The organism is Modestobacter sp. VKM Ac-2982 (assembly GCF_026967935.1).
GTDB lineage: Bacteria > Actinomycetota > Actinomycetes > Mycobacteriales > Geodermatophilaceae > Modestobacter.
Genome location: NZ_JAPVBL010000001.1, coordinates 778,251 through 803,174 on the forward strand (window position 1 = coordinate 778,251; position 24,924 = coordinate 803,174).

A 24,924-nucleotide genomic window follows, 5' to 3' on the forward strand; every position below is an offset into this window, starting at 1 on the left:
TCCCCGGCCCGGCCGGGAGTGCGTTCGGATCGCTGTGGAGTCTGCCCGTGCCCCAGTCGCGGCCCCGGATCATCCCGGAGGCCACCGTTGCCCGGCTGGCCGTGTACCTGAGGGTGCTGGCCGGTCTCGCCGACGGCGGTCGCAGTCACGTCTCCTCCGGGGAGCTGGCCTCGGCGGCCGGGGTGAACCCCGCCGGTCTGCGCAAGGACCTGTCCTACCTCGGCCCGTGCGGCGTCCGTGGGGTCGGCTACTCGGTCGCGGGCCTGCGCGACCGGCTCACCGACGCCCTGGGCGGGGAGCGCTCCCGGCCCTGCGTGCTGATCGGGATCGGCCGGCTGGGGTCGGCGCTGGCCGACTACGCCGGGTTCGCCAGCCGGGGCTTCGAGTTCGTCGGCCTGCTGGACACCGACCCCGCAGCCGTGGGGCGCCGGGTCGGGGGCCTCCCGGTCCGCCCGGTCGCGGAGCTGGAGTCCGTCGTCGCCGAGACGCAGGCGGCCATCGGGGTCATCACGACACCGGCCGAGGTGGCCCAGTCGGTCTGCGACCGACTGGTCTCGGTCGGGGTGAGGAGCATCTTGAACTTCGCGCCGGTGGCGTTGACGGTGCCTGCGGGTGTCGACGTCCGCAAGGTCGACCTGTCCGTGGAGCTGCAGGTGCTGGCCTTCCTGGACCAGCAGCGCCACGGGACGCCGCCACTGGTGGCCCCGCTGCGCGCTGCCCAGGGGAGTGCCCGATGAGCCTGCTCGCCGTCGGCATCAGCCACCAGACCGCGCCGGTCGCCCTGCTCGAGCAGGTCAGCATGACCGGCGACGACAAGGTCAAGACCCTCCACGAGCTGGTCGAGAGCGACCACGTCTCCGAGGCCATCGTGCTGGCCACCTGCAACCGGATCGAGGTGTTCGCCGAGGTCGACCGCTTCCACGGCGGGATCACCGACGTCAGCCGGGTGCTCGCCCGGCACGCCGGCGCCACGGTGGAGGAGCTCTCCCCGTACGTCACCGTCTACTACGAGGACCAGGCGATCGGGCACCTGTGCACCGTCGCCGCGGGCCTGGACTCGATGGTGGTCGGGGAGACCCAGGTCCTCGGCCAGCTGCGCGCCGCCTACGCCCTCGCTCAGGAGGAGGGCACGGTCGGGCGCGAGCTGCACCCGATCGCCCAGCGGGCGCTGCGCGTGGGCAAGCGCGTGCACGCCGAGACCGGCATCGACCGGGCCGGCGCCTCCCTGGTCTCGGTCGCCCTGGACCGGGTCTCCGAGACCCTCGGTGAGCTCGGCGGCCGCCCGGCGCTGGTGGTCGGAGCGGGGTCGATGGGCGCGCTGGCCGCGACCACCCTTGCCCGGCGGGGTGCGGCGGTCACGGTCAGCAGCCGGACGCCGGCCAGCGCCGCCCGGCTGGCCGAGACGATCGGCGGCCGGCAGGCCGACCTGGCGCAGCTGCCCGACGAGCTCGCCGCGGCCGACGTCCTGGTCACCTGCACGGGCGCGACCGGCACGGTCATCGGGACCGACCTGGTCGAGGACGCCCTCTCCGGCCGGGCCGGCCGGCCGCTGGTGATCGTGGACCTCGCCCTCCCGCGCGACGTCGACGCCGCGGTCGCCGCGCTCCCCGGCGTGCACGTGGTGGACCTGGCGATGCTGCAGGGCGAGCGCGCTGCGCACCCCGGCCAGCCGGTGGCCGGTTCCGTCGCCGCCGACGACATCGCCGCCGCGCACGCCCTGGTTGAGCTGGAGACCTCGCTGCTGCGCGCCGAGCGGCAGGCCGCCGCGGTGGCCCCGACCGTCTCGGCGCTGCGCAGCCAGGCCGCCGAGGTGGTCGACGCCGAGCTGCTCCGGCTGTCCACCCGACTGCCGGACCTCGACGCCAAGGCGCGCAGCGAGATCGCCCGCACCGTGCGCCGGGTGGTCGACAAGCTGCTGCACGAGCCCACCGTCCGGGTGAAGGAGCTGGCCGGTGCCCCCGGCGGCACCGACTACGCCGACGCCCTGCGGGCGCTGTTCGGACTGGGGCTGTCCGGCGCCACCGACGGGGAGCACACCAGCCTGTCCGATGCGGTCACCGTCGACCCGGAGCTGCCGGCCGGCACCCCGTTGTCGGCCCTCGACCCGCGGATCGACGTCACCAGCGACGGTCGCCCCGGCGGTGCCGCATGACCGCCACGGAGCAGCCGCTGCGGCTGGGCACCCGGGCCAGCCAGCTGGCGCTCACCCAGTCCCAGCACGTGGCCGACGCGCTCACTGCCGCGACCGGCGTGCCGGTGGAGCTGGTGCACGTGAGCACCTACGGCGACCGGTCGACCGAGGCGATCACCCTGCTCGGCGGCACCGGCGTGTTCGTCACCGCGCTGCGGGACGCCCTGCTGCAGGGGACCGTCGACCTGGCGGTGCACAGCTTCAAGGACCTGCCGACCGCGCCTGCCCCGGGCCTGACCGTGGCCGCCGTCCCGCCGCGCGAGGACCCGCGCGACGCGCTCGTGGCCCGCGACGGCCTCACCCTCGGCGAGCTGCCCGCCGGCTCCCGCGTCGGCACCGGTGCGCCCCGGCGGATGGCCCAGCTGCGCGCCCTCGGCCTCGGTCTGGAGGTCATCCCGATCCGCGGCAACGTCGACACCCGGATGGGCCGGGTCACCTCCGGGGACCTGGACGCCGTCGTCCTGGCCCGGGCCGGGCTGGCCCGGCTGGACCGGCTGTCGGCGGTCACCGAGGTGCTCGACCCGATCCAGGTGCTCTCCGCCCCGGCGCAGGGCGCCCTCGCCGTGGAGTGCCGCAGTGACGACACCCGGGTCCGGGAGCTGCTCGCCGTGCTCGACGACCCCGCGGCCCGGGACTGCGTGGCCGCCGAACGCGCGGTGCTCGCCGCCCTCGAGGCCGGCTGCAGCGCGCCGGTGGCCGCGCACGCCGAGCTCGCCGAGGGGGAGGACGGCGCCGCGGAGCTCTACCTGCGCGCGTCGGTCACCGCGCTCGACGGCAGCGACGGCGTCCGTGGCTCGATCACCGGCCCGGCGACCGCGGCCGCGTCCCTGGGGCGCGAGCTGGCCGCCGAGCTGCTGGACCGCGGCGCGGCCGCCCTGATGGCAGCCAGCCGGTGACCTCACCCCGCGGGGGCCACGCCCCCCGCCCCATCCGTCCCGTACCACCCGCAGCGACCCCCTCCGGGGGCAGGAACAGGAGCACGCGATGACGCGCTCACGCAAGCAGAACGGCAACGGCAAGGGCACGGTGGTCTTCGTGGGCGCCGGGCCCGGTGACCCGGAGCTGCTGACCGTCCGGGCCAGCGCCGCGATCGCCGGCGCCGACACGGTGCTGGCCGACCCCGAGGTGTCCGCCGCCGTCCGCGAGGCGCTGCTGGAGGCGCACCCGGACCTCGAGCTGACCACGGTCAGCGGCGAGCCGGCCGAGGTGGCCAAGTCCGCGGTGGCCGCGGCCAAGAACGGCAGCGTCGTCGTCCGGCTGATCGCCGGTGACCCGTTCACCAGCGACGCCGTGGTCAAGGAGGCGCTGGCGGTCACCCGCACCAGCGTCGCGTTCGACGTCGTCCCCGGCGTCGCGATCGGCACCGCCGTGCCCGCCTACGCCGGCGTCCCGCTGGGCGCGAGCTCGGTGCAGGCCGACCTCCGCACCGCCGACGCCCCGGTCGACCTGGCAGCGCTCGCCGCCGCCGCGACCGGCACCGGCAGCCCGCTGGTGCTGCAGGCCAACGCCGACCAGGTGGCCACCGCGGCGGCCGGCCTGCTCGAGGGCGGCCTGTCCGGCAACACCCCGGTCGTCGTCACCACCCAGGGCACCGGGACGGCGCAGAAGAGCGTCGCCGCCAAGCTGTCCGCGGTCGCCGAGAAGTCCGCCGGGCTGGACAGCCTGGCCGGTCCGGTCGTCATCACCGTCGGCTCCGTGGTCGACAAGCGCGCCAAGCTCTCCTGGTGGGAGAGCCGCCCGCTGTTCGGCTGGCGGGTGCTGGTGCCGCGCACCAAGGAGCAGGCCGGCGACATGAGCGAGCGGCTGCGCGCCTACGGGGCCGTGCCGGTGGAGGTGCCGACGATCGCCGTCGAGCCGCCCCGCAGCCCCGCGCAGATGGACCGCGCGGTCAAGGGCCTGGTCACCGGCCGCTACGGCTGGATCGTCTTCACCTCGACCAACGCGGTCCGCGCGGTGCGCGAGAAGTTCACCGAGCTCGGCCTGGACGCCCGCGCCTTCGCCGGGGTCAAGGTCGCCTGCGTCGGGCAGCAGACCGCCGACGCGGTGCGCGAGTTCGGCATCGTGCCGGAGCTGGTGCCCAGCGGCGAGCAGTCCAGCGAGGGCCTGCTGGCCGACTTCCCGCCCTACGACGACGTCTTCGACCCGATCGACCGGGTGCTGCTGCCCCGGGCCGACATCGCCACCGAGACCCTGGCGGCCGGGCTCAAGGAGCGCGGCTGGGAGATCGACGACGTCACCGCCTACCGCACCGTGCGGGCGGCGCCGCCGCCGGCCGCGGTGCGCGAGGCGATCAAGGGCGGTGGCTTCGACGCGGTCTGCTTCACCTCCTCCTCGACCGTGCGCAACCTGGTCGGCATCGCCGGCAAGCCGCACGCCCGCACCGTCGTCTCGGTGATCGGCCCGGCGACCGCGGCCAGCGCCACCGAGTTCGGCCTGCGCGTGGACGTGCAGCCGGAGACCGCGGCGGTCGGTCCGCTCGTCGACGCGCTCGCCGCGTTCGCCGAGGCCCGCCGCGCCGAGGCGGAGGCCGGGGACACCCCGTGACCTCCGGCCAGGGCGGCACGAACCCTGGGTTCGCCCGGGGACGCCGGCTGCGCTCGACCCCGGCGATGCGCCGGTGGACGGCGCAGACCCGGCTGTCCCCGGCCGACCTGGTGCTGCCGGTGTTCGTCAAGGAGGGGATCAGCGAGCCGGTGCCGATCAGCTCCATGCCGGGCGTCGTCCAGCACACCCCCGAGTCGCTGCGGAAGGCGGCCGCGGAGGCGGCCGAGGTCGGGATCAGCGGGCTGATGCTGTTCGGCATCCCCGCGGACAAGGACCCGGTGGGCTCCCAGGCCGACGCGGCCGACGGCGTGGTCAACGCGGCGCTGCAGCAGCTGCGGGCCGACCTCGGCGACGAGCTGGTGCTGATGGCCGACCTGTGCCTGTGCGAGTACACCGACCACGGGCACTGCGGCGTGGTGACCCCGGCGGGCGTGGTCGACAACGACCCGACGCTGGACCGCTACGCCGCCGTCGCGATCGCACAGGCCCAGGCCGGGGCGCACGTGATCGCCCCCAGCGGGATGATGGACGGCCAGGTCGCGGCGATCCGGGCCGGGCTGGACAGCGCCGCGTTCACCGAGACGCCGATCCTGGCCTACGCCGCCAAGTACGCCTCGGGCTTCTACGGGCCCTTCCGCGAGGCGGCCGAGGGCGCGCCCCAGTTCGGCGACCGCTCGACCTATCAGATGGACCCGCCGAACACCGACGAGGCGCTGCGCGAGGTGGCCCAGGACATCGCCGAGGGCGCCGACGCGGTCATGGTCAAGCCGGCCGGGCCGTACCTGGACATCGTCGCCCGGGTCGCCGACGCCGTCGACGTCCCGGTGGCCGCCTACCAGGTCAGCGGCGAGTACGCGATGGTCGAGGCGGCCGCCGCGAACGGCTGGATCGACCGCGAGCGGGCCGTGCTGGAGACGCTCACCGCGATCCGGCGGGCCGGCGCCGGCTCGGTGCTCACCTACTGGGCGGTCGAGGCCGCCCGCTGGCTGCGCTGATCGGGTCGTGAGCTGAGCGTGGCGCTGCTCACCGTCCACCCCGTGGGCGGCGCGGACACCGGAGCGCCTGGGAGAGTGGGACCGTGACTGAGCCCTACCCGTACGAGGCCCCGGTGTCGGCAGAGCTGTTCGAGCGGGCCGGCCGGGTGACGCCCGGCGGGGTGAACTCCCCGGTGCGTGCGTTCCGGGCGGTCGGGGGGACCCCGCGGTTCATGGCCTCGGGCTCCGGTCCGTGGCTGACCGACGTCGACGGTCGCCGCTACGTGGACCTGGTGGCCTCCTGGGGCCCGATGATCCTGGGGCACGCGCACCCGGAGGTGGTCGCCGCCGTCACGGCCGCGGCCCGCAACGGGTTCACCTTCGGCACCCCCACCGCCGCCGAGGCGGAGCTGGCCGAGGAGATCGTCGCCCGGGTGGCCCCGGTCGAGCGGGTGCGGCTGGTCAACTCCGGCACCGAGGCGGTCCTCTCCGCGGTGCGGCTGGCCCGCGGGTACACCGGCCGGCCGCTGATCGTGAAGTTCGCCGGCTGCTACCACGGCCACGTCGACGCCCTGCTGGCCTCGGCCGGGTCCGGCGTCGCGACCCTCGGCCTGCCGGACACCCCCGGGGTGACCACCGGCGCGGCGGCCGACACGATCGTGCTGCCCTACAACGACGTCGCCGCGGTCGAGGCGGTCTTCGCCGAGCGCGGCGACCAGATCGCCTGTGTGGTCACCGAGGCGGCCGCCGGGAACATGGGCGTCGTCCCGCCGCTGGACGGCTTCAACGGCCACCTGCGCCGGATCACCGCCGCGCACGGGGCGCTGCTGCTCGTCGACGAGGTGATGACCGGGTTCCGGGTCTCCGGTGCCGGTTGGTACGGCCTGGACCCGGTGGACGCCGACCTGTTCACCTTCGGCAAGGTCATGGGCGGTGGCATGCCGGCCGCGGCGTTCGGTGGCCGCGCCGACGTGATGGAGCAGCTGGCACCGTCCGGGCCCGTCTACCAGGCGGGCACGCTGGCCGGGAACCCGGTCGCGGTGGCGGCCGGGCTCACCACGCTGCGGCTGTGCACCGACGAGGTCTACGAGCGGTGCGACTCCGTCGCCGCCCTGCTGCGGGGTGCCGCCAGCGCGGCGCTCTTCGCCGCCGGGGTGCCGCACCGGGTGCAGCAGGCCGGCTCGATGTTCTCGGTCTTCTTCGTGCCCGACGAGCGCCAGGTGCGCGACTACGACGACGCCCGCAGCCAGGACGTCGCCGCGCACACCGCCTTCTTCCACGCCATGCTCGCCCGCGGCGTCTACCTGCCGCCCTCGGCGTTCGAGGCGTGGTTCGTCAGCGCCGCCCTGGACGACGAGGCGCTCGACCACGTGCTGGCCGCGCTGCCCGCCGCCGCCTCGGCCGCCGCGGCCGCCGCCGGCGGCCCCGCCTCGCCCGAGGCGAAGGACACCCTGGAGCTGCAGCCGTGAGCGAGCGTGCGAGCGAACCAATGTGCACAGCAGCGGCGCGAACGCGCACGACGAGCGCCAGCGAGGAGAGCTCGTGAGCGAGACGACCGTCGTCCACCTGATGCGGCACGGCGAGGTGCACAACCCGGCCGGCGTGCTCTACGGCCGGCTGCCCGGCTACCGGCTGAGCGAGGCCGGCGAGGGCATGGCCCGCACCGCGGCTGCCTGGTTCGCCGACCGGGACGTCACGCACCTGGTCGCCAGCCCGCTGGAGCGGGCGCAGCAGACCGCGCGTCCGATCGCGGACACGCTGGGGCTGGAGATCGCCACGGACGAGCGGCTGATCGAGGCCGGCAACTCCTTCGAGGGCAAGACCTTCGGCGTCGGTGACGGGGCGATGCGGCACCCGGGCAACTGGTGGCGGCTGCGCAACCCGTGGACCCCCTCGTGGGGCGAGCCGTACCGGGAGATCGCCGCCCGGATGCTCGGCGCGATCGACAGCGCCCGGGACGCCGCCCGCGGGCACGCCGCTGTCTGCGTCAGCCACCAGCTGCCGGTCTGGACCGTCCGGCTGCACCTGGAGGGCCGTCGCTACCTGCACGACCCACGTCGCCGGGAGTGCGGGCTGGCCAGCGTCACCTCGCTCACCTACGACGGCGACCGGCTGGTGCGGCTGGAGTACGCCGAGCCGGCCGGGGCCACCGACCCCGATGCGGTGCCCGGTGCATAGCCGACTGGCGGCCGCGCTGGCGGTGGCCGCCGTGCTCACCGCCGGCTGCAGCACCGGGGACGACGCGGTCGACGTGACCAACGGCGGGGAGTTCCGCTTCGTGGCCGGCACGCCGGCCGGCGAGGTCATCCCCGAAGGGGAGCGGGCCAGTGCGCCGGAGTTCTCCGGGACGCTCCTCGAGGGTGGGGAGTTCGCCTCCGACGAGCTGGCCGGCGACGTCGCGGTGCTCAACTTCTGGGGTTCGTGGTGCGCGCCCTGCCGGGTGGAGAGCCCCGAGTTCCAGGAGGTCTACACCGAGGTCCGGGACGACGGCGTCCAGTTCCTGGGCCTCAACGTCAAGGACGAGGAGCAGCTGGCCACCGCCTTCGTGGAGAGCAAGGGGATCACCTTCCCCTCGCTGCACGACCCGCGCGGTGAGGTGGCGCTGGCGTTCCGGGACTACCCGGCCAGCGCCATCCCCTCGACGATCGTGCTGGACCGTGCCGGTCGCGTCGCGGCGGTGTACACCGGTGCCGTGCGCCAGGACGACCTGCGCACCGTGATCGCCCAGCTGACCGGGGAGGCCTGACCCATGGTGGAGGCGATCAGGGAGCTGATCGGTGACGGGCCGCTGCTGGTCGCCGCTGCGGTGGCGGCGCTGGCCGGGCTGATCAGCTTCGCCTCGCCCTGCGTGCTGCCGCTGGTCCCCGGCTACCTCTCCTACGTCACCGGCCTGGTGGGCAGCGCCCCGCGGACGACGGCCGGCACGCCCCCGGTGGGCGGGCCGCCAACGGGCGAGCCCTCCATGGACGGACCCTCGGTGGGCGGCTCCTCGGCGGGTGTGGCCCAGGCGGCTGGGGCCTCGGTGGCCACCGCCGTCCGGCCGGTCGACGAGCGGGCCTCGCGCGGCCGGATGGTGCTCGGCTCGGTGCTGTTCGTGCTCGGCTTCACGGTGGTCTTCGTGGCGATCAGCAGCGCCTTCGGCGGGCTGGGCCGGCTGCTGCTGGAGTACAACGACGTGATCACCCGGGTGATGGGCCTGGTCACCATCGTGGTGGGGCTCGGCTTCCTGGGGTGGTTGCCGTTCCTGCAGCGCACCGCCCGGATCAACGCCCGCCCCGCGGTCGGCCTGGCCGGCGCCCCGTTGCTCGGTGTGGTGTTCGGGCTGGGCTGGACCCCGTGCCTGGGCCCGACCCTGCAGGCCGTGCAGAGCCTGGCCTTCACCGAGGCGACGGTCGGGCGCGGTGCGTTCCTCGGGCTCGCCTACTGCGTGGGACTCGGCGTGCCGTTCGTGCTCGTGGCGCTGGGCGCCCGCTGGGCCGTGGGGGCGATGTCGTTCCTGCGCCGCAACGCCCGCACGGTCACCCGGGTCGGCGGGATCGTGCTGATCGGGGTCGGCCTGATGCTGGTCACCGGGGCCTGGACCGAGCTGATGATCTGGCTGCGCGGCTGGCTGGCCGCCACCGGACTGGCCGAGTCGGCCCCGCTGTGACCACGACCGCCCCGCCGCGGCCGGCCGCGTCGGCCAGCCCACCGTCCCCGCCCTCGGCCGGCCGTCGGGTGCTGGGCCGGCTGCTGCGCTGGTGGCGGCAGCTGACCGCGATGCGCACGGCGCTGATGTTGCTGTTCCTGCTGGCCCTCGCGGCGATCCCGGGCTCGCTGCTGCCCCAGCGGTCGCTGTCGCAGAGCAACGTGAACGGCTACTTCGCCGACCACCCCACCCTGGCGCCCTGGCTGGACCGGCTCTACCTGTTCGACGTCTTCAGCTCGCCGTGGTTCGCCGCGATCTACCTGCTGCTGTTCATCTCGCTGATCGGCTGCGTCGTGCCGCGGGCGATCGAGCACGGCCGCACCCTCGTCACCCCACCACCGACGGCGCCCCGGCACCTGCAGCGGCTGCCGGAGTCGGCGGCACTCACCACCCCGCTGCCCGCCCCGGCCGCGCTCGACGTCGTGGAGGAGGAACTGCGGGTCCGTCGCTTCCGGGTGGTCCGCCGGGAGGGCCGGTCCGGTCCGGAGGTGTCGGCGGAGAAGGGCTTCCTCCGGGAGACCGGCAACGTGTTGTTCCACTTCTCGCTGCTGGCGCTGCTGCTCGGCCTGGCCGGCGGCAAGTTGTGGGGCTACGAGGGCAGCATCCTGGTGACCGAGGGCCAGGGCTTCTGCAACGCGTTCCAGCAGTACGACACCCACCGGTCCGGGCCGCTGGTCGACGGTGAGGACCTCTCGCGGTTGTGCGTGGACCTCGACGACTTCGAGGCTCAGTACGAGGAGAACCTCACCGCCGCCTCCTACACCGCGGACATCAGCTGGGAGCTGGACGGCGCCGACCCGGTGAGCACCACCATCGGGGTCAACGACCCGCTGCGGGTGGGTGGCGACCGGGTCTACGTCACCGGGCACGGTTTCAGCCCCGTCTTCAGCATCACCCGGCCGGACGGTCAGACGTTCACCGACCTGTCCACGCCATTCCTCCCTGCCGATCTGGGCACCATGCTCAGCCAGGGCGTGCTGAAGGTGCCCGACCTGGGCGCCGGCTCGACCGAGCAGCTGGCGATCGAGGGGTTCCTCGCCCCCACCGGTGTGCTGGAGGCCGGCTTCCTGACCTCGATCGACCCGCGGCCGCTGGACCCGAAGGTGGGCATCGACGTCTACACCGGCTATCTGGGGCTGGACTCCGGCATGCCGCAGTCCGTCTACGCGCTGGACCGTGACCAGATCGACCGTGGTGTGCTGACTCGGCAGGCCCGGACGAACCTCGCCGTGGGGGAGTCGACCACCCTGCCCGACGGGACCGTGGTCACCTTCAGCGGCCTGAAGGAGTTCGCGGCTCTGCAGGTCTCGCACGACCCCGGCCAGGTGTGGGTGCTGGGGGCGTCGATCGCCGTCCTGGTCGGGCTGCTCGGCATGCTGCTGGTCCGCCGGGAGCGGGTGTTCGCCCGCTCCGGCCCCTCTCCGGACGGCGGGGGTACCGTGCTGTCGATCGGCTCGCTGACCCGGGGCAGCGCTGACACCGGTCCTCGCTTCGCCTCGTTCACCGAGGACGTGCAGGAGGCCCTGGCCGCCCGCACCGACGCCCCGGCGAGCACCCCACCGGCCCGTGGACACGGGCCGGCACCCGATGAGGAGGCACCGCCGTCGTGATCGACGAGTCGCTGGCCGCACTGTCCGACACCCTGTTCTCGGTCAGCGTCGGGCTGTACTCCCTGGCCGTGGTCGCGTTCTGCGCCGAGCTGGCGTTCGGCCGGTCGCGGCAGTCCCGGGAGCTCGTGGCCGCCGGCGGCCCTGCGGTGCCGCCGGCCGGGGCGTCGGCCGCGACCCCGCCCGCGGAGCCCGAAGGGGCCCGCCGGCTGGGCCTGGTCGCGATGGTGCTGACCGGGCTGGGGGCGGTCGCCCACGCCGGTGTGCTCGTCGCCCGCGGCATGGCCACCGATCGGTTGCCCTGGGGCAACATGTACGAGTTCGCCACCGCGGTCGTGCTGGTGGCCGTCGTGGCCTACCTGGTGCTCGCCGTGCGGGCGCCGTCCCTGCGGCACATCGGCGTCTTCCTGCTCGCGCCGGTGGTGCTGTCGATGGTGCTGATCGGGCTGTTCCTCTACGCCGAGGCCGGCCCGCTGGTCGCCGCTCTGCGGTCGAGCTGGCTGGCGATCCACGTCAGCACCGCCACCATCGGCTTCGGCATCTTCTTCGTCAGCGGCATCGCCAGCGTGCTCTACCTGGTGCGCACCCGGCGGGACGCCACGGTCGCGGCCGGTGCCGGCACGGCCGCGCCGTCGCTGCTGGACCGGCTGCCCACGGCGGCGGCGCTGGACCGCACCGCCCACCGCACCGCCGTCTTCGGCTTCCCGATCTGGACCTTCGCGGTCATCGCCGGGGCGATCTGGGCGGAGAGCGCCTGGGGCCGGTTCTGGGGCTGGGACCCGAAGGAGACCTGGGCGTTCATCGCCTGGATCGTCTACGCGGCCTACCTGCACGCGCGCACCACGGCCGGTTGGCGGGGGCGCCCCTCGGCGTGGATCAACATCGTCGGCCTCGCGGTGATGATCTTCAACCTGCTCTTCGTCAACCTGGTGTCGACCGGCCTGCACAGCTACGGCGGCGTCTGACCCTCCTCCGGTAGCGCCGATGCTGGGCTGCTGGGCCGATCACCCACCGTCACCTTCGAGTGAGACGGGGCCGGCAGCACGCGCGATGAAGGGCTGCGAGGCGCTGCCCATGGCATCCTGACCGCATGACTGAGAGCGGTGGAGCTCACCGTGGGTAGGCACTCGGCCGGGAACCGTGCGCTCGTCGACCCGATCGCCGCGGCCGCGCTGTCGCAGCGGGCCACGCCGGTGGAGCCACCCCAGCCGACTCCCGCACCCGACCTGGCGGAGAACCAGCAGGACGGCGGCCTGGGCTGGCCCGGCGAGCCGGGCGAGGGCTCCGGTCTCGGGTGGCCAGAGGACACCGCGGCGGACGACACCACCGTGAGCGACACCGCGGCGGACGACCTCACCGCGAGCGGAACCACGGCTGCCGACACGACTGTGGCGGCGCTCGCTGCGGCCCCGGTTGCCCAGCGGAGGTCGGGCTGGCGCCGGTGGTTCGGTGGGAGCCCCGCGGTGCCACCCACGCCGTCGGGCAGCACCGCCGCCTGAGCGGGAGACCCAGAAGCGACGAGTCGCCGGCCCCGGAGGGCCGACGACTCGTCGTGTGTCAGCGTGCGGGCCAGGCGACCCGCGGGTCAGGTCAGGCGGCGGTCGTCCCGTCGTCCCGCCGGGCCCGCCGCTCGAGCTCGCGCAGGAACTCCGGGTCGTCGTCGGGCGCCACCGGCCGGGTGGGCCGCTGCGCCCGGGGCGGGCGCGGCCCGCGGGTCGGACGCTCCGGACGACCGATGCCGCCGGACCCTCCCCGGCCACCGTCCTGCGCCGACGCAGCGCGCATCACCAGTACGACCACGGCCACCGCGATCACCAACATCACCAGGAAGACCATCGGGCCACCCCCCTCATCACCACCAATGTACGACCGCGGCGATACTCGGACCCGGTGATCTCCTGCCCGACCGGGGCGGGCCCCGCGCCAGCGCCCTGCGGGCGTGCACCCGAGGAGCCGGAGGGCGACATCGACGCAGTCGACGAGCAGCTGATCAGCCTGCTGCGGGCCAACGGCCGGGCCAGCTACGCCGAGCTCGCCCGGCAGGTGGGGCTCTCGGCCCCCTCGGTGCACGAGCGGGTCGGGAAGCTGGAGGCCGCCGGCGTCATCACCGGCTACCAGGCCGTCGTCGACCCGGCCTCGGTCGGGCTCGGCGTCACGGCCCTGGTCGGGGTGATCGAGAGCGACCAGGTCGACGACACCGGCCTGGAAGAGGCGATGGCGGAGCTGGCGTCGGTGGAGGACTGCTGGCGGGTGGCCGGCAGCGAGGGGTACGTGCTCAAGGTGCGGGTTCCCGACATCCGGGCACTCGAGGACACCATCAGTGCGTTGAACAGGATCCGGGGCGTCGCACGCACCCGGACGACCGTGGTGCTGTCGACCAAGTGGGAGGGCCGTCGTGGCTGAACAGACGAGGACCGGCGGGGCGTCGGTGCCCGGCGGCACCGATGAGGGGACGCCGAGCCGGGGCGGGGTCGCCCGGTGGCTGGCGATCTACACCCTCGGGCGGCTGGCGATCGCCGCCGCGCTGATCGGGCTGCTGTGGGTGCTCGGGCTGCCCGGCACACCGGGCTTCCTGTTCGGGGTGCTGCTGGCGATGCCGGTGTCCTACCTGGTGCTCGGCGGGGTGCGCCAGCAGCTGACCAGTGCCCTGGTGGCCCGCAACGCCCGCAAGGAGCAATTGCGGGCCGAGCTCCGCGGCTCCGCCGCCGACGACGGCTGACGCAATCTCCGCATGGGGCTCATCGCTCCAGCGGTCGTCGATCGCTCTCTGGTGCGCGGCTCACCAGCGGGCACCTGAGTCGGCCTGCCTGCTCAGGAGCCGATGGCTCGACGGAGCCGCAGCCAGAGCTCGTCCGCGACCAGTCCGCGGTTGAGCACGTCCCAGTCCTGTCCGCGGTCGAAAGGGCCGTGGCCCTCGATCGATCCGATGACGTTCCGCAGGTGGACGTCCTCCTCGGCGATCTCGCGGACCCGGGACCAGTTCGGGTCGCCGCGCCACAGCACGAGGTGCATCGAGGGGTCGAACGTGTTCGCGGTGCGGTCGACCCCACCCTGCAGACCGATATCCCGGCAGCCGGTGAAGTCGTTGCCCCGGACCACCGCCCGCTTGGCCGGATCGCTGGTCAGCGGGCGGGCATCGAAGTTGCCCTCCCACCGTCCCGAGAAGACGCAGTCCTCGAAGTGTGCGTGAACGGTGCCGAGGTCGAGCTTGACGTCGACGTCCTCGAACCGGCACCTCACGAACCGGGCGATCCCCGGATCGAACGCGGGACAGCTCAGGCCGCTGAAGTCGCACTCGACGAAGAGCGGGATCTCACGACCGACCTGCCCCCGCTTCAGCGGTCGCGGCAGGACCTCGTTCAGTGCGCTCGTGGCATCGGCGATCGTCAGCCACGACACTGCCCAGTTCGACAGGTCGGCACCGCGCACGGTCCCCGTGCCCTCGACCCTGACGTCGCCGCTCGGCCTGGCGCCTGCCTGCAGATCTGCACAGCTCACCGTGACCTGGTCCCGGTCCATGACCCGCCCTCCACAGCGTCGTCTGCAGTCGATCGGTGCCGCGCGAGCGGCCCACTTGATGTCCCAGCTGCCGCCTCCAGGGCGGACGGCGGCGGGCGCGGCACTAGCTGAGGGCGAGGCCGAGGCCGAGCAGGACGCCGGTGACCAGGGTGAGCTGCCCGGTGGCCTTCAGCGCGCCGATCAGCGCCGGCCCCCGGCCACCGCCCAGCACCAGGCGCACCGGCGGAACCGCCAGCGGGGCGGCCAGCAGGCCCAGCAGCGCCCACGGCCGGACGACGCCGATGCCGGCGATGACGAGGAAGGCGCCGACCAGCAGCCCGGCGTAGAACACCCGGGTGCGGGCCTCGCCGAGCAGCACCGCCAGCGTCCGCTTGCCGACGGCGGCGTCCCCGTGCACGTCGCGCAGGTTGTTGACCACCAGCAGCGCGACCGAGAGCAGCCCGATCGGCACCGCGGCGGCGAACGCCAGGCCGTCCAGCGACTCGGTCTGGGCGAACGTCGTCCCCACCACGGCGACCAGGCCGAAGAAGACGAAGACGAAGACCTCGCCCAGCGCCCGGTAGCCGTAGGGGATCGGCCCGCCGGTGTAGGTCCAGGCAGCGAGGATGCTCACCGCGCCGACGGCGACCAGCCACCAGCTGGACACCGCCGCGAGCGCGAGGCCGGCCACCGCTGCGACCGCGAAGGACGCCATCGCGGCGGTCAGCACCTGGCGGGGGGTGGCTGCGCCGGAGCCGACCAGGCGCATCGGGCCGACCCGGTCGGCGTCGGTGCCGCGCTTGCCGTCGGAGTAGTCGTTGGCGTAGTTGACCGCCACCTGCAGGGCGAGCGCGACGACGAGCGCCAGCAGCGCCGGCACCAGCCGGAACCCGTCGAGCGCGGCCGCGGCGCCGGAGCCGACGAGCACCGGGGCGAGGGCGGCGGGCAGGGTGCGGGGGCGGGCGCCCGCCAGCCACTGGGCGGGGGTCGCCATCAGTCGGTTCCTCTCGGCGTGCGGGTGATCAGCGTGCGGGCGACGGCCCGGCGGTCGGGCTTGCCGGTGTGCAGGGTGGGCACGGCGTCGACGACCCTCAGCTCGCGGGGGGCGGCTGCCGCGCCCAGCCGGGCGGCGACCCAGGGGCGCAGCTCGGCCAGGTCGGGGGTGGTGCCGGGCGCGGCGACGACGACGGCGACCACCCGCTGCCCCCACTCCGGGTCCGGCAGCCCGGTGACGACGGCGTCGGTGACCGAGGGGTGCTCGCGCAGCGCCGCCTCGACCCCCTGGGGGGCGACGTTGACCCCGCCGCTGATCACGACGTCGTCCAGTCGGCCGTGCACGGTGAGCCGGCCGGCGTCGTCCAGCGAGCCGGCGTCGCGGGTGCGGAACCAGCCGTCGCGGAAGGCGTCCGCCGTGCCGGCCGGGTCCAGTCGGTAGCCCGACGCCAGCACCGGGCCGGCGAGCTCGATCCCGTCGGTGACCCGCACGGAGACCCCGGCCAGGGGCACCCCGTCGTAGACGCAGCCGCTGGCCGTCTCGCTCATCCCGTAGGCGGTGCGCACCTGCACGCCGGCGGCGCGGGCTGCGGCGAGCAGGGCGGGGTCGGTGGCGGCGCCGCCGATCAGCACGCCGTCGAAGGAGGCCAGGGCGGCCGGCTCCTCGGCCAGGTACCGGCGCAGCTGGGTGGGCACCAGGGCGACGTAGCGGCGGTCACCGGCCGGCAGCCGGGCCGCGGCTGCCGTGAGCGACTCGCCCCGGCTGAGGACGACGGGCTCCCGGCCGGCCAGCGCGGTGCGGACGAGCACCTGCAGCCCGCCGATGGCCGAGGTCGGCAGCGCCAGCAGCCAGCTGCCGGGGCCGCCGAGCCGGTCGGCGGTGGCGGCCGCCGAGGCACGCAGCGCCGTCGCGGAGAGGAGCACGCCCTTGCCCGCGCCGGTCGACCCGGAGGTGACGACCACGAGGTCGGTCCCGGGCTCCAGCGGCTCGTCGGGGCGGAGCGCGGCACGGGCGGCGTCGGCCGGCCCGGTGCCGGCGGGCAGCACGGCCAGCGGCCGGTCGCCGTCCAGGCTGGACCGCAACGCCGGCCAGACGGTGTCGAGCACCGCCGCGGCCGCCTCGGGCGGCGGCGCGGCCACGAGGGTCAGCTGGCGGTGCACGAGGAGTCAGGCTACGGCGGCCCGCGCTCAGAACAGGTCGGGCACCAGCGCCAGGACGACGAACCGGATCGCGCGGCCGACCAGGCAGGTGACCACGAAGGCCCGCAGGCTCATCTTCGACGTCCCGGCGTAGAAGGCGATCGCCAGCAGGGGCGGGATGCCCACCGAACCGCTGAGCAGCACCACCCCCGGCCCCCAGCGGCCGGACAGCAGCGCGACGCCCCGGGCGTTGACCCGGCTCAGCCAGCGCCCCACCGGCCGGAGCGCCCGCTTCACCGGCCCGCCCGGGGGTGGCTCCCCAGCGGCCTCGGCGGCGGCGATGGCGGCCGCCTCCGCCGCCCCGCGCTCGCGCAGCCGGTCCAGCCAGCGGGAGCTGGTCGCACCCCGGGCCGCGGAGAAGAGCAGCACCTTGCCCACGGTCTGGCCGACCGCTGCGGCCACCGCCCCGGCGACGGCCACGGTGGGGGAGTGGGTCACCGCCAGGCCGATCACGTAGGCCTCGACCGGCAGGAACGGCGTGACGGCCGAGACCGCGCCGACCACCAGGCCGAGCGCGATCAGCCCGATGGTGCCGGCGTCAAGCACGGGCGGCGGCGCCCGAGGTCGGCTGCGCGACGTGCACGAGGTCGGTCGGCCGGGGCAGCCGCAGCACCCGGCCCAGCGACCAGACCTTGATCACCAGCACCACCGAGGCGGCGGCCAGGGCCACCCGCTGGTCGGGCACGAGCACCAGCAGCAGCACCAGCAGGGTCGTGTTGGTGACCTTGGCGACCACGTGCCAGTTCAGCGTCCAGGCCAGCCGGTCGACGAGGAAGAAGTAGTTCGGGGAGAGCACCGGCCAGCGCATCGGCAGCAGGGTCAGCGGCAGGTCGACCACGACGAACTGGAAGAGGAAGACCGCCACCGGCCAGGGTGCGTCGATGAACATCAGCAGCACGAGGGCGCAGCTGATGCAGTTGACCCGGTCGCAGACCACGTCGAACACCGCGCCGAAGCGGGTCTCCTGGTCCCGCCAGCGGGCGACGTTGCCGTCGGCGGAGTCGCCGATCCAGTAGGTGAGGTAGGCGGCGAGCAGCCACGGCCAGGACTCCTGGACGGCGGCGGTGGTCACCATCGCCAGTGAGGTCAGCGTGCGGACCACGGTGACCAGGTTCGCGGCGTTGAGCAGCTGGCGGGGGTCCTCGCAGGCGCAGCCGCGCACGCCGCACCGCACCGGCAGCCCGGGGCCGCGGGGGCTGCGGTCGGCGGGGACGGTCCGTGCAGCCGTCGAGTGGGCCACGAGGGGACCTCCGGGTCTCGGGTGCGCCGGCTCTCCGGTCGGCAGGGCGGCGCTGCGACTGCACGCTAGGGGGCGGTTGGCCCGCGCACCAGGACCGCGCCCGGGTGTCCCGACGCCCCGCCTACGCTGTCGGCCGTGGTCACCGCCCCTCCCGACGCCGCAGCGACGGCGCTGGAGGTGCACGTCTGGTCGGTGCCGCTGCGCACCCGGTTCCGCGGCATCGACGTCCGCGACGGGGTGCTCGTGCGGGGTCCGGCCGGCTGGGGGGAGTTCTCCCCGTTCTGGGACTACGACGTCGCCGAGAGCCGCCGCTGGTGGGCCGCGGCGCACGAGGCCGCCGTCCTCGGCTGGCCCGAGCCGGTGCGGGACAGCGTGCCGGTCAACGTCACGGTGCCGGCGGTGGGGCCGGAGCGGGCGCACGCCATCGTGACCGCGTCGGGGTGCGCCACCGCCAAGGTGAAGGTCGCCGAGCCCGGCCAGTCCGCCGCCGACGACGTGGCCCGGGTGGAGGCCGTGCGCGACGCGCTCGGGCCGGCCGGGGCGATCCGGGTGGACGCCAACGCCGCCTGGGACGTCGACACCGCGGTGGCCCGGCTGCGCGAGCTGGACCGGGTCCGCCTGGAGTACGCCGAGCAGCCCTGCGCCACCATCGCCGAGCTGGCCGCCGTGCGCCGGCGGGTCGACGTCCGGGTCGCCGCCGACGAGGTCGTCCGCCGCGCCGCAGACCCGCGGGCGGTCGACCTGCGCGAGGCGGCCGACGTGGTGGTGCTGAAGGTGCAGCCGCTGGGCGGGGTGCGGGCGGCCCTGGCGGTCGCCGAGGCGCACGGGCTGCCGTGCGTCGTCTCCTCGGCACTGGAGAGCTCGGTCGGGATCGCCGCCGGGGTCGCCCTGGCCGCCGCGCTGCCGGAGCTGCCCTTCGCGTGCGGGCTGGCCACCGTCGCGCTCTTCACCGACGACGTCACCTGTGAGCCGCTGCTGCCGGTCGACGGGGCGCTGCCGGTGCGCCGTCCGGAGCCCGACCGGCTGGCCGAGACCGCGGCCGACCCGGCGGTCGAGCAGCGCTGGCGCGACCGGCTGGCCGCGGTGACGGCACCGTGAACCCGGCCACCGCCTTCGCCCGGGTGCTCGTCGACGAGCTCGTCCGCGGCGGGGTCACCGACGCGGTGCTCGCCCCCGGCTCCCGTTCCGCACCGGTGGCGCTCGCGCTGGCCGACGCCGAGACCGCGGGCCGGCTGCGGCTGCACGTGCGGATCGACGAGCGGACGGCGGCCTTCCTCGCGCTCGGGCTGGCCAAGGCCAGCGGGCGGCCGGTGCCGGTGCTCACCACCTCGGGGACGGCGACCGCGCACCTGCACGCAGCGGTGCTGGAGGCGCACGAGAGCGGTGTCCCGCTGCTGGCGCTGACCGCGGACCGCCCGCCGGAGCTGCGCGCCACGGGTGCGAACCAGACGATCGACCAGGTCGGCCTCTACGGCGGCGCGGTGCGCTGGGCCCTGGACGTCGGGGTGCCCGAACCGGGGCGGGACGTGGCGCAGAACCGGTACTGGCGGTCGCTCGTCGCCAAGGCGCTGCTCGTGGCCCGGGGCGAGCTGTCCGGCGACCCCGGCCCCGTGCACCTGAACCTCGCGCTGCGCGAGCCGCTCATGCCCGACGACAGCGGCACCGGCCAGCCGCCGGCGCTGCCCTCGGGTGACCTGGCCGGGCGCCCCGACGGTGCGCCGTGGACGGTGTCGGCCGGGGACGGGGTGCGGACCGCGACGCTGACCGGCGGCGCACCGGCCGAGGGCGGCCGCACCCTGCTGGTCGCCGGGGACGCGCCGTCCGCGATCGGACGGGCCGCCGCCGTCGTCGCCGACCAGCGGGGCTGGCCGGTGCTGGCCGAGCCGAGCAGCGGGGCCTGGGGGGCGAGCGGGGCGCTGCGCGGGTCGGCGCTGCTGCTGGGGGCCGCGGACTGGCTGGCCGCGCACCGGCCCGACCGGGTGGTCGTCGTCGGACGGCCCACGCTGTCCCGGCCGGTCAACGCGCTGCTGGGCGACCCGGCGGTCACCGTGGAGACCTACGGGCCCACGCCGCGCTGGGCCGACCCGGGCCGGGGCAGCGCCGTTGTCGGCAGCGCCCAGCTCGACCCGGCCCTGGCGCTGCGCGACCCCGGCTCGCGGGCCGGCGGGGAGTGGGCGGGCCAGTGGACGCAGGCCGCCCGGCAGGTCGGGGCGGCGGTCGACGCCGAGCTGGACGCCCCCACGGGCGGGCTGACCGCGGCCCGGCTCGCCCGGGACCTGGTGGCGGCGTTGCCGGCCGGTGCGCTGCTGGTGCTCGGTTCCTCGACGCCGGTGCGCGACGTCGACCGGGTCGCCGTCCCGCGACCGGGGCTGACCGTGCTGGCCAACCGCGGGGTCGCCGGCATCGACGGCACGATCTCCACCGCGGTGGGGGCCGCGCTCGCGCACCAGGGTGCCGGCGGCGGGCCGGCGTTCGCGCTGATGGGCGACCTGACGTTCCTGCACGACCTGACCGGGCTGCTGCCCGGGGCGGGGGAGCCCCGGCCGGACCTGACCGTCGTCGTCCCGGACAACGACGGGGGTGGCATCTTCGCCCAACTGGAGCCCGGGCAGCCGCAGTACGCCGCCAGCTACCGGCGGGTGTTCGGCACCCCGCACGGCCGGGACCTGGTAGCGGTGGCGCGCTCGCTCGGCTGGGCCGCGACCGCGGTCAGCGACCCCGCCCAGCTGGTGGCCGCGCTCGGTGCGGGCGGGCCGCGGGTGGTCGTCGTCCGCACCGACGCCGCGGCCGAGGCGGCCCTGGCCACCCGGCTGCGCGCAGCCGCGGTCACCGCGCTCGGCTAGCTGGACGGTGAGCCCGGCCGGCTCAGGCCTGGGCGACGGGCAGGTCGCCGGCGGTGGTCGCCGGCCGCGGTCGGGGGAGCGCCGGTGCGGCGGAGGCCTGGCCGAGCAGCAACAGCTCCGCCTCCTCGGCCTCCAGCGGCTTGGCGAACAACCAGCCCTGGGCCAGGTCGCAGCGCTCGGCCCGCAACCGGTCGCGCTGGGCCTCGGTCTCCACGCCCTCGGCGACGACCTCCAGCCGCAGCGTGCGGCCCAGCTGGATCAGCCCGTGCACGATCGCCGCGTCGTCGGCCGAGCCGTCGAGCAGGCTCACGAACGAGCGGTCGATCTTGAGCACGTCGACGTCGAACTGGCGCAGGTAGCTCAGGGACGAGTAGCCGGTGCCGAAGTCGTCCAGGGCCAGCCGGGTACCGAGGGCGCGCAGCTCGCAGAGCCGCTCGGCGACGGCGTCCGGGTCGGTGACCAGCGCGGTCTCGGTGACCTCCAGGACCAGGGACGACGGCGTGATGCCGCTGGAGGTCAGCGCCTCGGCGACGTGCTCGACCAGCGTGCCGCCGACCAGCTGCCGCGCGGAGACGTTGACCGCCATGGACAGCGGCGCCGGCCGGGGGTGGGCGCGCTGCCAGCGGGCGGCGGTGGCGGTGGCCTCGGCCAGCACCCAGCGGCCGATCGACAGGATGTGCCCGGAGTCCTCCGCGATCGGGACGAACCGGTCCGGCCCGATCGTGCCGAGGGTGGGGTGCTGCCAGCGGAGCAGCGCCTCGAAGCCGACCACCCGCTCGGTCTGCAGGTCGACGACCGGCTGGTAGACCAGCCGCAGCTGGCCGGCGGCCAGGGCCCCGCCCAGCTCCCGCTCGAGCTCGATCCGTTCCAGCGCCGCGGTGCGCATGCCCGGGTCGAACACCACCCACTGGGCACGGCCGGCGGCCTTGGCCCGGTACATCGCGATGTCGGCGTCCCGGAACAGCGACAGTGGGGTCGCGTCGGGCTCGGCGGCGACGATCCCGATGCTGGCGGCCACGGTCACCCGGTGGCCGTGCAGCAGCACCGGCTCGTCGAGGGCCTGCAGCAGCCGCTCGGCCAGCGCGGCGGCGACCGGCAGGCCATCCCGGGTGTCGTCGATGAGGACGGCGAACTCGTCGCCGCCCAGCCGGGCCACGGTGTCCGCCGCCCGGACGACCCCCTGCAGCCGGGCGGCCACCGTGCGCAGCAGGTCGTCGCCGGCCAGGTGGCCGAGGCTGTCGTTGACGTCCTTGAAGCCGTCCAGGTCCAGGCACAGCACGATCGGCGGGCTGCCGGTGCGGCCGGCCCGGCGCAGCGCCTGCTCGGTGTGGTCGAGGAAGAGCGACCGGTTGGCCAGCCCGGTCAGCCCGTCGTGGAAGGCCTGGTGCGCCAGTTCCTGCTCGGCGAGCTTGCGCGGGGTGATGTCGTAGAGGCTGACGGCGATGCCGCCGACGTCCGGGTCGTGCCGCAGGTCGACGGCGCGCCCGCCCAGCCACACCGTGCCGCCGGTGGGGTGGGTGCCGCAGAGCTCCAGCTCGACCGGTTCACCCGGTGCGAGCCGGGCCCGGTCGAGGGCCGTCAGGACGTCGTCGGGGTCGACGCCGATGCCGCTGAGCAGCTGGGGCAGCGAGCGCCCGGTGCAACCGCGGCGCCCGAGCAGCTCGGCCAGCGACCGGGAGTCCGAGGTCAGCCGCCCGTCGCGGTCGACGACGGCCACTGCGTCGGAGGAGGTCACCGCCAGCGCCTCGTACCGCCGGGCCAGGGAGTGGACCTCGGCCCGGGCGCGGCTCTGGTCGGTGAGCAGCCGCTGGGCGCGCACGATCATCAGCACGGTCAGCGTGGAGGTGGCCAGCAGGCCGGGCAGCGGGTCGATGTCCTCCCCGGCCAGCCAGGCCCGGAGCTCGAAGGCGCCGGGCACCAGCAGCGGCAGGAAGGCCAGGGTCATCCGCCAGCGTCCGGTCCCGGCCGTGGCGGGCGTCACCGTGGGGCCGGCTGGGAGGTCGGAGCGGTCCGTCCAGGGCAGCGTGGCGAGCGCGACCGCACCGATCAGCCAGCCGGCGTCCAGCCAGCCGCTGACCGTGTCCGGGGCGGCGAGCAGCAGCCAGGCCAGGTCGGAGGCGAGCCAGGCGGTGGAGCCGAGTCCGAGCAGCAGTGCCGGCACCCCCACCCGCGACTGCACGACCATGCCGCGCACCACCAGGCCGAGGACGACCGCGTCCAGCAGCGGGTAGGCCGCCCAGATGGCCCGGGTGCCCAGCGGCAGGCTGTCGTCGGTCAGCGTCGAGTGCACCGAGCTCTGCCAGACCACCAGCAGGGCGATGACCAGCACCGCCGCGCCGTCGAGCAGGGCGTGGAAGCGGGCTCCGGGGTGGCTGTCGCCGTCCCCGGCGTAGACGAGCAGGGCGGCCCCGAGGGCGCAGTAGGAGCCCAGGTAGGCGGCATCGGCGAGCGAGACGTCCGGCGGGGCGTCGGCCAGCCACGCCTGCAGCTGCCACAGCACGTCGCCGACGGCGTTGAGCGAGACGGCGACCGCCACCCACCGGGCCGCCGGCCCCGGGCGGCACCGCCGGACACCCAGCCAGGCGGCGACCGCGGCGCCGACGGTCACGACCAGGTAGACGACCGAGGCCGAGGTGGACCCGCCGGTGAGGCCCACCAGGACGACGAGGGCAGCGGCCAGCGACAGCCACACGGCGGCGGCCGTGCGGCCGCCGTCGTTCGCCACCCTGCTGTCCATGCCCTGTCGTCCCCCTTGCCGGTGTCCCGTTCTGGACACTGTCGGGCCGCAGGCGGGTCGTCTTGACCCCAGGGGACCACCTTGCCGGGTGCGCTCGTCCCTCCGGGGGAGGCCTCAGTCCTCGAGGGCGGCCTGGAAGGCGGCCAGCTTCGCCTGGGTCTCGGCCAGCTCGGCGATCGGGTCGGAGTCGGCGACGATGCCGCAGCCGGCGAACAGCCGGGCCTGACGTCCGCCGTCGGCCCCGGTCAGCTCCGCGCAGCGCAGGGCGAGCCCGAACTCACCGTCGCCGCGGGCGTCCAGCCAGCCGACCGGCCCGGCGTAGCGGCCACGGTCCATCCCCTCGAGCTCGGCGATCACCCGGGCGGCGGTGTCGGTCGGGCTGCCGCAGACCGCGGCGGTGGGGTGCACGGCGCCCACCAGCTCCAGCAGCCCGGTCGCGTCGTCGTCGCGCTGGCGACCGCGGACGTCGCTGGCCAGGTGCCGGACGTTGGGCAGGGTCAGCACGATGGGCTGCTCGGGCACGACGAGGTCGTCGACGAACGGCCGCAGTGCGTCGGCGAGTGAGTCGACCGCGTAGGCGTGTTCGGCGTGGTCCTTCACCGAGCTCTGCAGGCCCGCCGCCAGCCGGTCGTCCTCCGCGCCGGCGCCCCGCGGGGCGGTGCCGGCCAGCACGCGGGCGTCCAGCTCCCGGCCGGTCCGGCGCAGCAGCAGCTCGGGGGTGGCGCCCAGCAGGCCGTCGACGGCGAAGGTCCAGGTGTCCGGGAACCGCTCGGCCAGGCGCAGCAGCAGGCGGCGGGGGTCCAGCGGACGGTCAGCGGTGACCAGCAGGTCACGGGCCAGCACCACCTTGTCCAGCTCGCCGGCGTCGATCCGGGCGACCGCAGCGGCGACGGCGCCACACCAGGCCATCGCGTCCAGGGCGCCGTCGGCGTAGGCGAGCCGGCCGATCGAGGTGGCCGCGTGCTGCGTCGAGGTCTCGACGACCGTGAGCTGCTCGTCGTCCGCGTCGCCGGTGACGGTCACCCAGGTGCACCCGTCGCGGCGGCCCACGACGACCTCGGGGACGACGAACACCGACGTCCCCACCGCCGGGTCGAAGGCCACGGAGGCGAACAGGACCGGCCCGGAGCCGGGGACGCCGACCGGGTCGTGGACCTCGGTGTCCGCGCAGCGCTGGGCCCACCAGTCGGCGGCCTCGGTGAGCGCGCCGGGGCCGGAGACCTCCAGCCGGTCGGCCTCGCCCCAGCCGACCATGCCCTCGCCGCGGCGCACCCAGGCCAGCGCACCGTCGCGGGGGAGGAGGGTCAGCAGCGGTGTGCGCCGGGTGCCCAGCGGGGTGGTGGTGACCGCTGCCGCGCTGGTCGCGGTGCGTGCGGCTGCCGTGGTCACCGCTCCAGAGTAGGAGGCGC

The 24,924-nt window shown here is 75.5% G+C and carries 24 protein-coding genes; 16 read left to right on the plus strand and 8 right to left on the minus strand.

Going from position 1 to position 24,924, the window contains the following annotated elements:
• The first annotated feature begins 47 nt into the window (after nt 1–47).
• The 12 genes from O2W20_RS03915 to O2W20_RS03970 all read left to right on the plus strand — a co-directional run bounded on the left by O2W20_RS03915 (nt 48) and on the right by O2W20_RS03970 (nt 12,503).
• Entirely contained in the window at nt 48–737 is a 690-nt protein-coding gene (locus O2W20_RS03915; RefSeq protein WP_269170444.1) for a redox-sensing transcriptional repressor Rex, read from the plus strand.
• Nucleotides 734–2,152 (plus strand): glutamyl-tRNA reductase, encoded by a 1,419-nt coding sequence (locus O2W20_RS03920; RefSeq protein WP_269170445.1) that lies wholly within the window; start codon nt 734–736, stop codon nt 2,150–2,152. The genes O2W20_RS03915 and O2W20_RS03920 overlap by 4 nt, the downstream gene beginning before the upstream one ends.
• The gene (gene hemC / locus O2W20_RS03925; protein ID WP_269170446.1) at nt 2,149–3,087 is read left to right on the plus strand and encodes a hydroxymethylbilane synthase; all 939 of its coding nucleotides are present in this window, start codon (nt 2,149–2,151) and stop codon (nt 3,085–3,087) included. Before O2W20_RS03920 ends, hemC begins: the two co-directional genes overlap by 4 nt.
• Nucleotides 3,088–3,175: 88 nt before the next feature.
• Complete coding sequence (locus O2W20_RS03930) at nt 3,176–4,735, plus strand: uroporphyrinogen-III synthase (RefSeq protein ID WP_269170447.1); 1,560 nt, start codon at nt 3,176–3,178, stop codon at nt 4,733–4,735.
• Nucleotides 4,732–5,730, plus strand: coding sequence for a porphobilinogen synthase (hemB, locus tag O2W20_RS03935; protein ID WP_269170448.1), 999 nt, complete (start codon nt 4,732–4,734; stop codon nt 5,728–5,730). The genes O2W20_RS03930 and hemB overlap by 4 nt, the downstream gene beginning before the upstream one ends.
• 83 nt (nt 5,731–5,813) lie before the next feature.
• Nucleotides 5,814–7,178, plus strand: coding sequence for a glutamate-1-semialdehyde 2,1-aminomutase (gene hemL, locus O2W20_RS03940; RefSeq protein ID WP_269170449.1), 1,365 nt, complete (start codon nt 5,814–5,816; stop codon nt 7,176–7,178).
• A 73-nt stretch (nt 7,179–7,251) separates the two neighbouring features.
• On the plus strand, nt 7,252–7,887 hold the full coding sequence (locus O2W20_RS03945) for a histidine phosphatase family protein (protein ID WP_229681856.1): 636 nt from the start codon (nt 7,252–7,254) through the stop codon (nt 7,885–7,887).
• Complete coding sequence (locus O2W20_RS03950; RefSeq protein ID WP_269170450.1) at nt 7,880–8,455, plus strand: TlpA family protein disulfide reductase; 576 nt, start codon at nt 7,880–7,882, stop codon at nt 8,453–8,455. Before O2W20_RS03945 ends, O2W20_RS03950 begins: the two co-directional genes overlap by 8 nt.
• Before the next feature lie 3 nt (nt 8,456–8,458).
• Nucleotides 8,459–9,358 (plus strand): cytochrome c biogenesis CcdA family protein, encoded by a 900-nt coding sequence (locus tag O2W20_RS03955; RefSeq protein WP_269170451.1) that lies wholly within the window; start codon nt 8,459–8,461, stop codon nt 9,356–9,358.
• Complete coding sequence (gene resB / locus O2W20_RS03960) at nt 9,355–11,007, plus strand: cytochrome c biogenesis protein ResB (protein WP_269170452.1); 1,653 nt, start codon at nt 9,355–9,357, stop codon at nt 11,005–11,007. The genes O2W20_RS03955 and resB overlap by 4 nt, the downstream gene beginning before the upstream one ends.
• The gene (gene ccsB, locus O2W20_RS03965) at nt 11,004–11,969 is read left to right on the plus strand and encodes a c-type cytochrome biogenesis protein CcsB (RefSeq protein ID WP_269170453.1); all 966 of its coding nucleotides are present in this window, start codon (nt 11,004–11,006) and stop codon (nt 11,967–11,969) included. Before resB ends, ccsB begins: the two co-directional genes overlap by 4 nt.
• A gap of 150 nt (nt 11,970–12,119) precedes the next feature.
• Nucleotides 12,120–12,503: a hypothetical protein gene (locus tag O2W20_RS03970; protein ID WP_269170454.1), complete on the plus strand. Its 384-nt coding sequence runs from the start codon at nt 12,120–12,122 to the stop codon at nt 12,501–12,503.
• Between the two features lie 91 nt (nt 12,504–12,594).
• Here the strand turns inward: O2W20_RS03970 and O2W20_RS03975 are convergent, their stop codons facing one another.
• Nucleotides 12,595–12,840 (minus strand): hypothetical protein, encoded by a 246-nt coding sequence (locus O2W20_RS03975; RefSeq protein ID WP_269170455.1) that lies wholly within the window; start codon nt 12,838–12,840, stop codon nt 12,595–12,597.
• 54 nt (nt 12,841–12,894) lie between these two features.
• Here O2W20_RS03975 and O2W20_RS03980 point away from each other — a divergent pair, with 54 nt between their 5' ends.
• Both O2W20_RS03980 and O2W20_RS03985 read left to right on the plus strand, forming a co-directional pair.
• Nucleotides 12,895–13,407 carry an Lrp/AsnC family transcriptional regulator gene (locus tag O2W20_RS03980; RefSeq protein WP_269159097.1) on the plus strand — a complete coding sequence of 171 codons (513 nt, stop codon included), beginning with the start codon at nt 12,895–12,897 and terminating at the stop codon, nt 13,405–13,407.
• Nucleotides 13,400–13,723, plus strand: a complete 324-nt coding sequence (locus O2W20_RS03985) for a DUF4229 domain-containing protein (RefSeq protein ID WP_269170456.1) — start codon at nt 13,400–13,402, stop codon at nt 13,721–13,723. Before O2W20_RS03980 ends, O2W20_RS03985 begins: the two co-directional genes overlap by 8 nt.
• Before the next feature lie 92 nt (nt 13,724–13,815).
• Here the strand turns inward: O2W20_RS03985 and O2W20_RS03990 are convergent, their stop codons facing one another.
• The 5 genes from O2W20_RS03990 to O2W20_RS04010 all read right to left on the minus strand — a co-directional run bounded on the left by O2W20_RS03990 (nt 13,816) and on the right by O2W20_RS04010 (nt 17,935).
• A complete protein-coding gene (locus tag O2W20_RS03990) occupies nt 13,816–14,433 on the minus strand; it encodes a hypothetical protein (RefSeq protein ID WP_269170457.1) in 618 nt (205 codons plus the stop codon).
• A 193-nt stretch (nt 14,434–14,626) separates the two neighbouring features.
• Complete coding sequence (locus O2W20_RS03995; protein ID WP_269170458.1) at nt 14,627–15,496, minus strand: 1,4-dihydroxy-2-naphthoate polyprenyltransferase; 870 nt, start codon at nt 15,494–15,496, stop codon at nt 14,627–14,629.
• Nucleotides 15,496–16,656, minus strand: coding sequence for an o-succinylbenzoate--CoA ligase (menE, locus tag O2W20_RS04000; RefSeq protein ID WP_269170459.1), 1,161 nt, complete (start codon nt 16,654–16,656; stop codon nt 15,496–15,498). The genes O2W20_RS03995 and menE overlap by 1 nt, the downstream gene beginning before the upstream one ends.
• A gap of 27 nt (nt 16,657–16,683) precedes the next feature.
• Complete coding sequence (locus O2W20_RS04005; protein WP_269170460.1) at nt 16,684–17,241, minus strand: hypothetical protein; 558 nt, start codon at nt 17,239–17,241, stop codon at nt 16,684–16,686.
• Nucleotides 17,234–17,935: a CDP-alcohol phosphatidyltransferase family protein gene (locus tag O2W20_RS04010; protein WP_269170461.1), complete on the minus strand. Its 702-nt coding sequence runs from the start codon at nt 17,933–17,935 to the stop codon at nt 17,234–17,236. Before O2W20_RS04010 ends, O2W20_RS04005 begins: the two co-directional genes overlap by 8 nt.
• 135 nt (nt 17,936–18,070) lie before the next feature.
• Between O2W20_RS04010 and O2W20_RS04015 the strand changes: the two genes are divergently transcribed.
• Together O2W20_RS04015 and menD are read left to right on the plus strand one after the other, a co-directional pair.
• Complete coding sequence (locus O2W20_RS04015; protein ID WP_269170462.1) at nt 18,071–19,033, plus strand: o-succinylbenzoate synthase; 963 nt, start codon at nt 18,071–18,073, stop codon at nt 19,031–19,033.
• A complete protein-coding gene (gene menD / locus O2W20_RS04020) occupies nt 19,030–20,778 on the plus strand; it encodes a 2-succinyl-5-enolpyruvyl-6-hydroxy-3-cyclohexene-1-carboxylic-acid synthase (RefSeq protein WP_269170463.1) in 1,749 nt (582 codons plus the stop codon). The genes O2W20_RS04015 and menD overlap by 4 nt, the downstream gene beginning before the upstream one ends.
• Before the next feature lie 22 nt (nt 20,779–20,800).
• Here the strand turns inward: menD and O2W20_RS04025 are convergent, their stop codons facing one another.
• Together O2W20_RS04025 and O2W20_RS04030 are read right to left on the minus strand one after the other, a co-directional pair.
• Nucleotides 20,801–23,515, minus strand: coding sequence for a putative bifunctional diguanylate cyclase/phosphodiesterase (locus O2W20_RS04025; protein WP_269170464.1), 2,715 nt, complete (start codon nt 23,513–23,515; stop codon nt 20,801–20,803).
• A gap of 114 nt (nt 23,516–23,629) precedes the next feature.
• Nucleotides 23,630–24,904, minus strand: a complete 1,275-nt coding sequence (locus O2W20_RS04030; protein ID WP_269170465.1) for an isochorismate synthase — start codon at nt 24,902–24,904, stop codon at nt 23,630–23,632.
• Between the last annotated feature and the right edge of the window lie 20 nt (nt 24,905–24,924).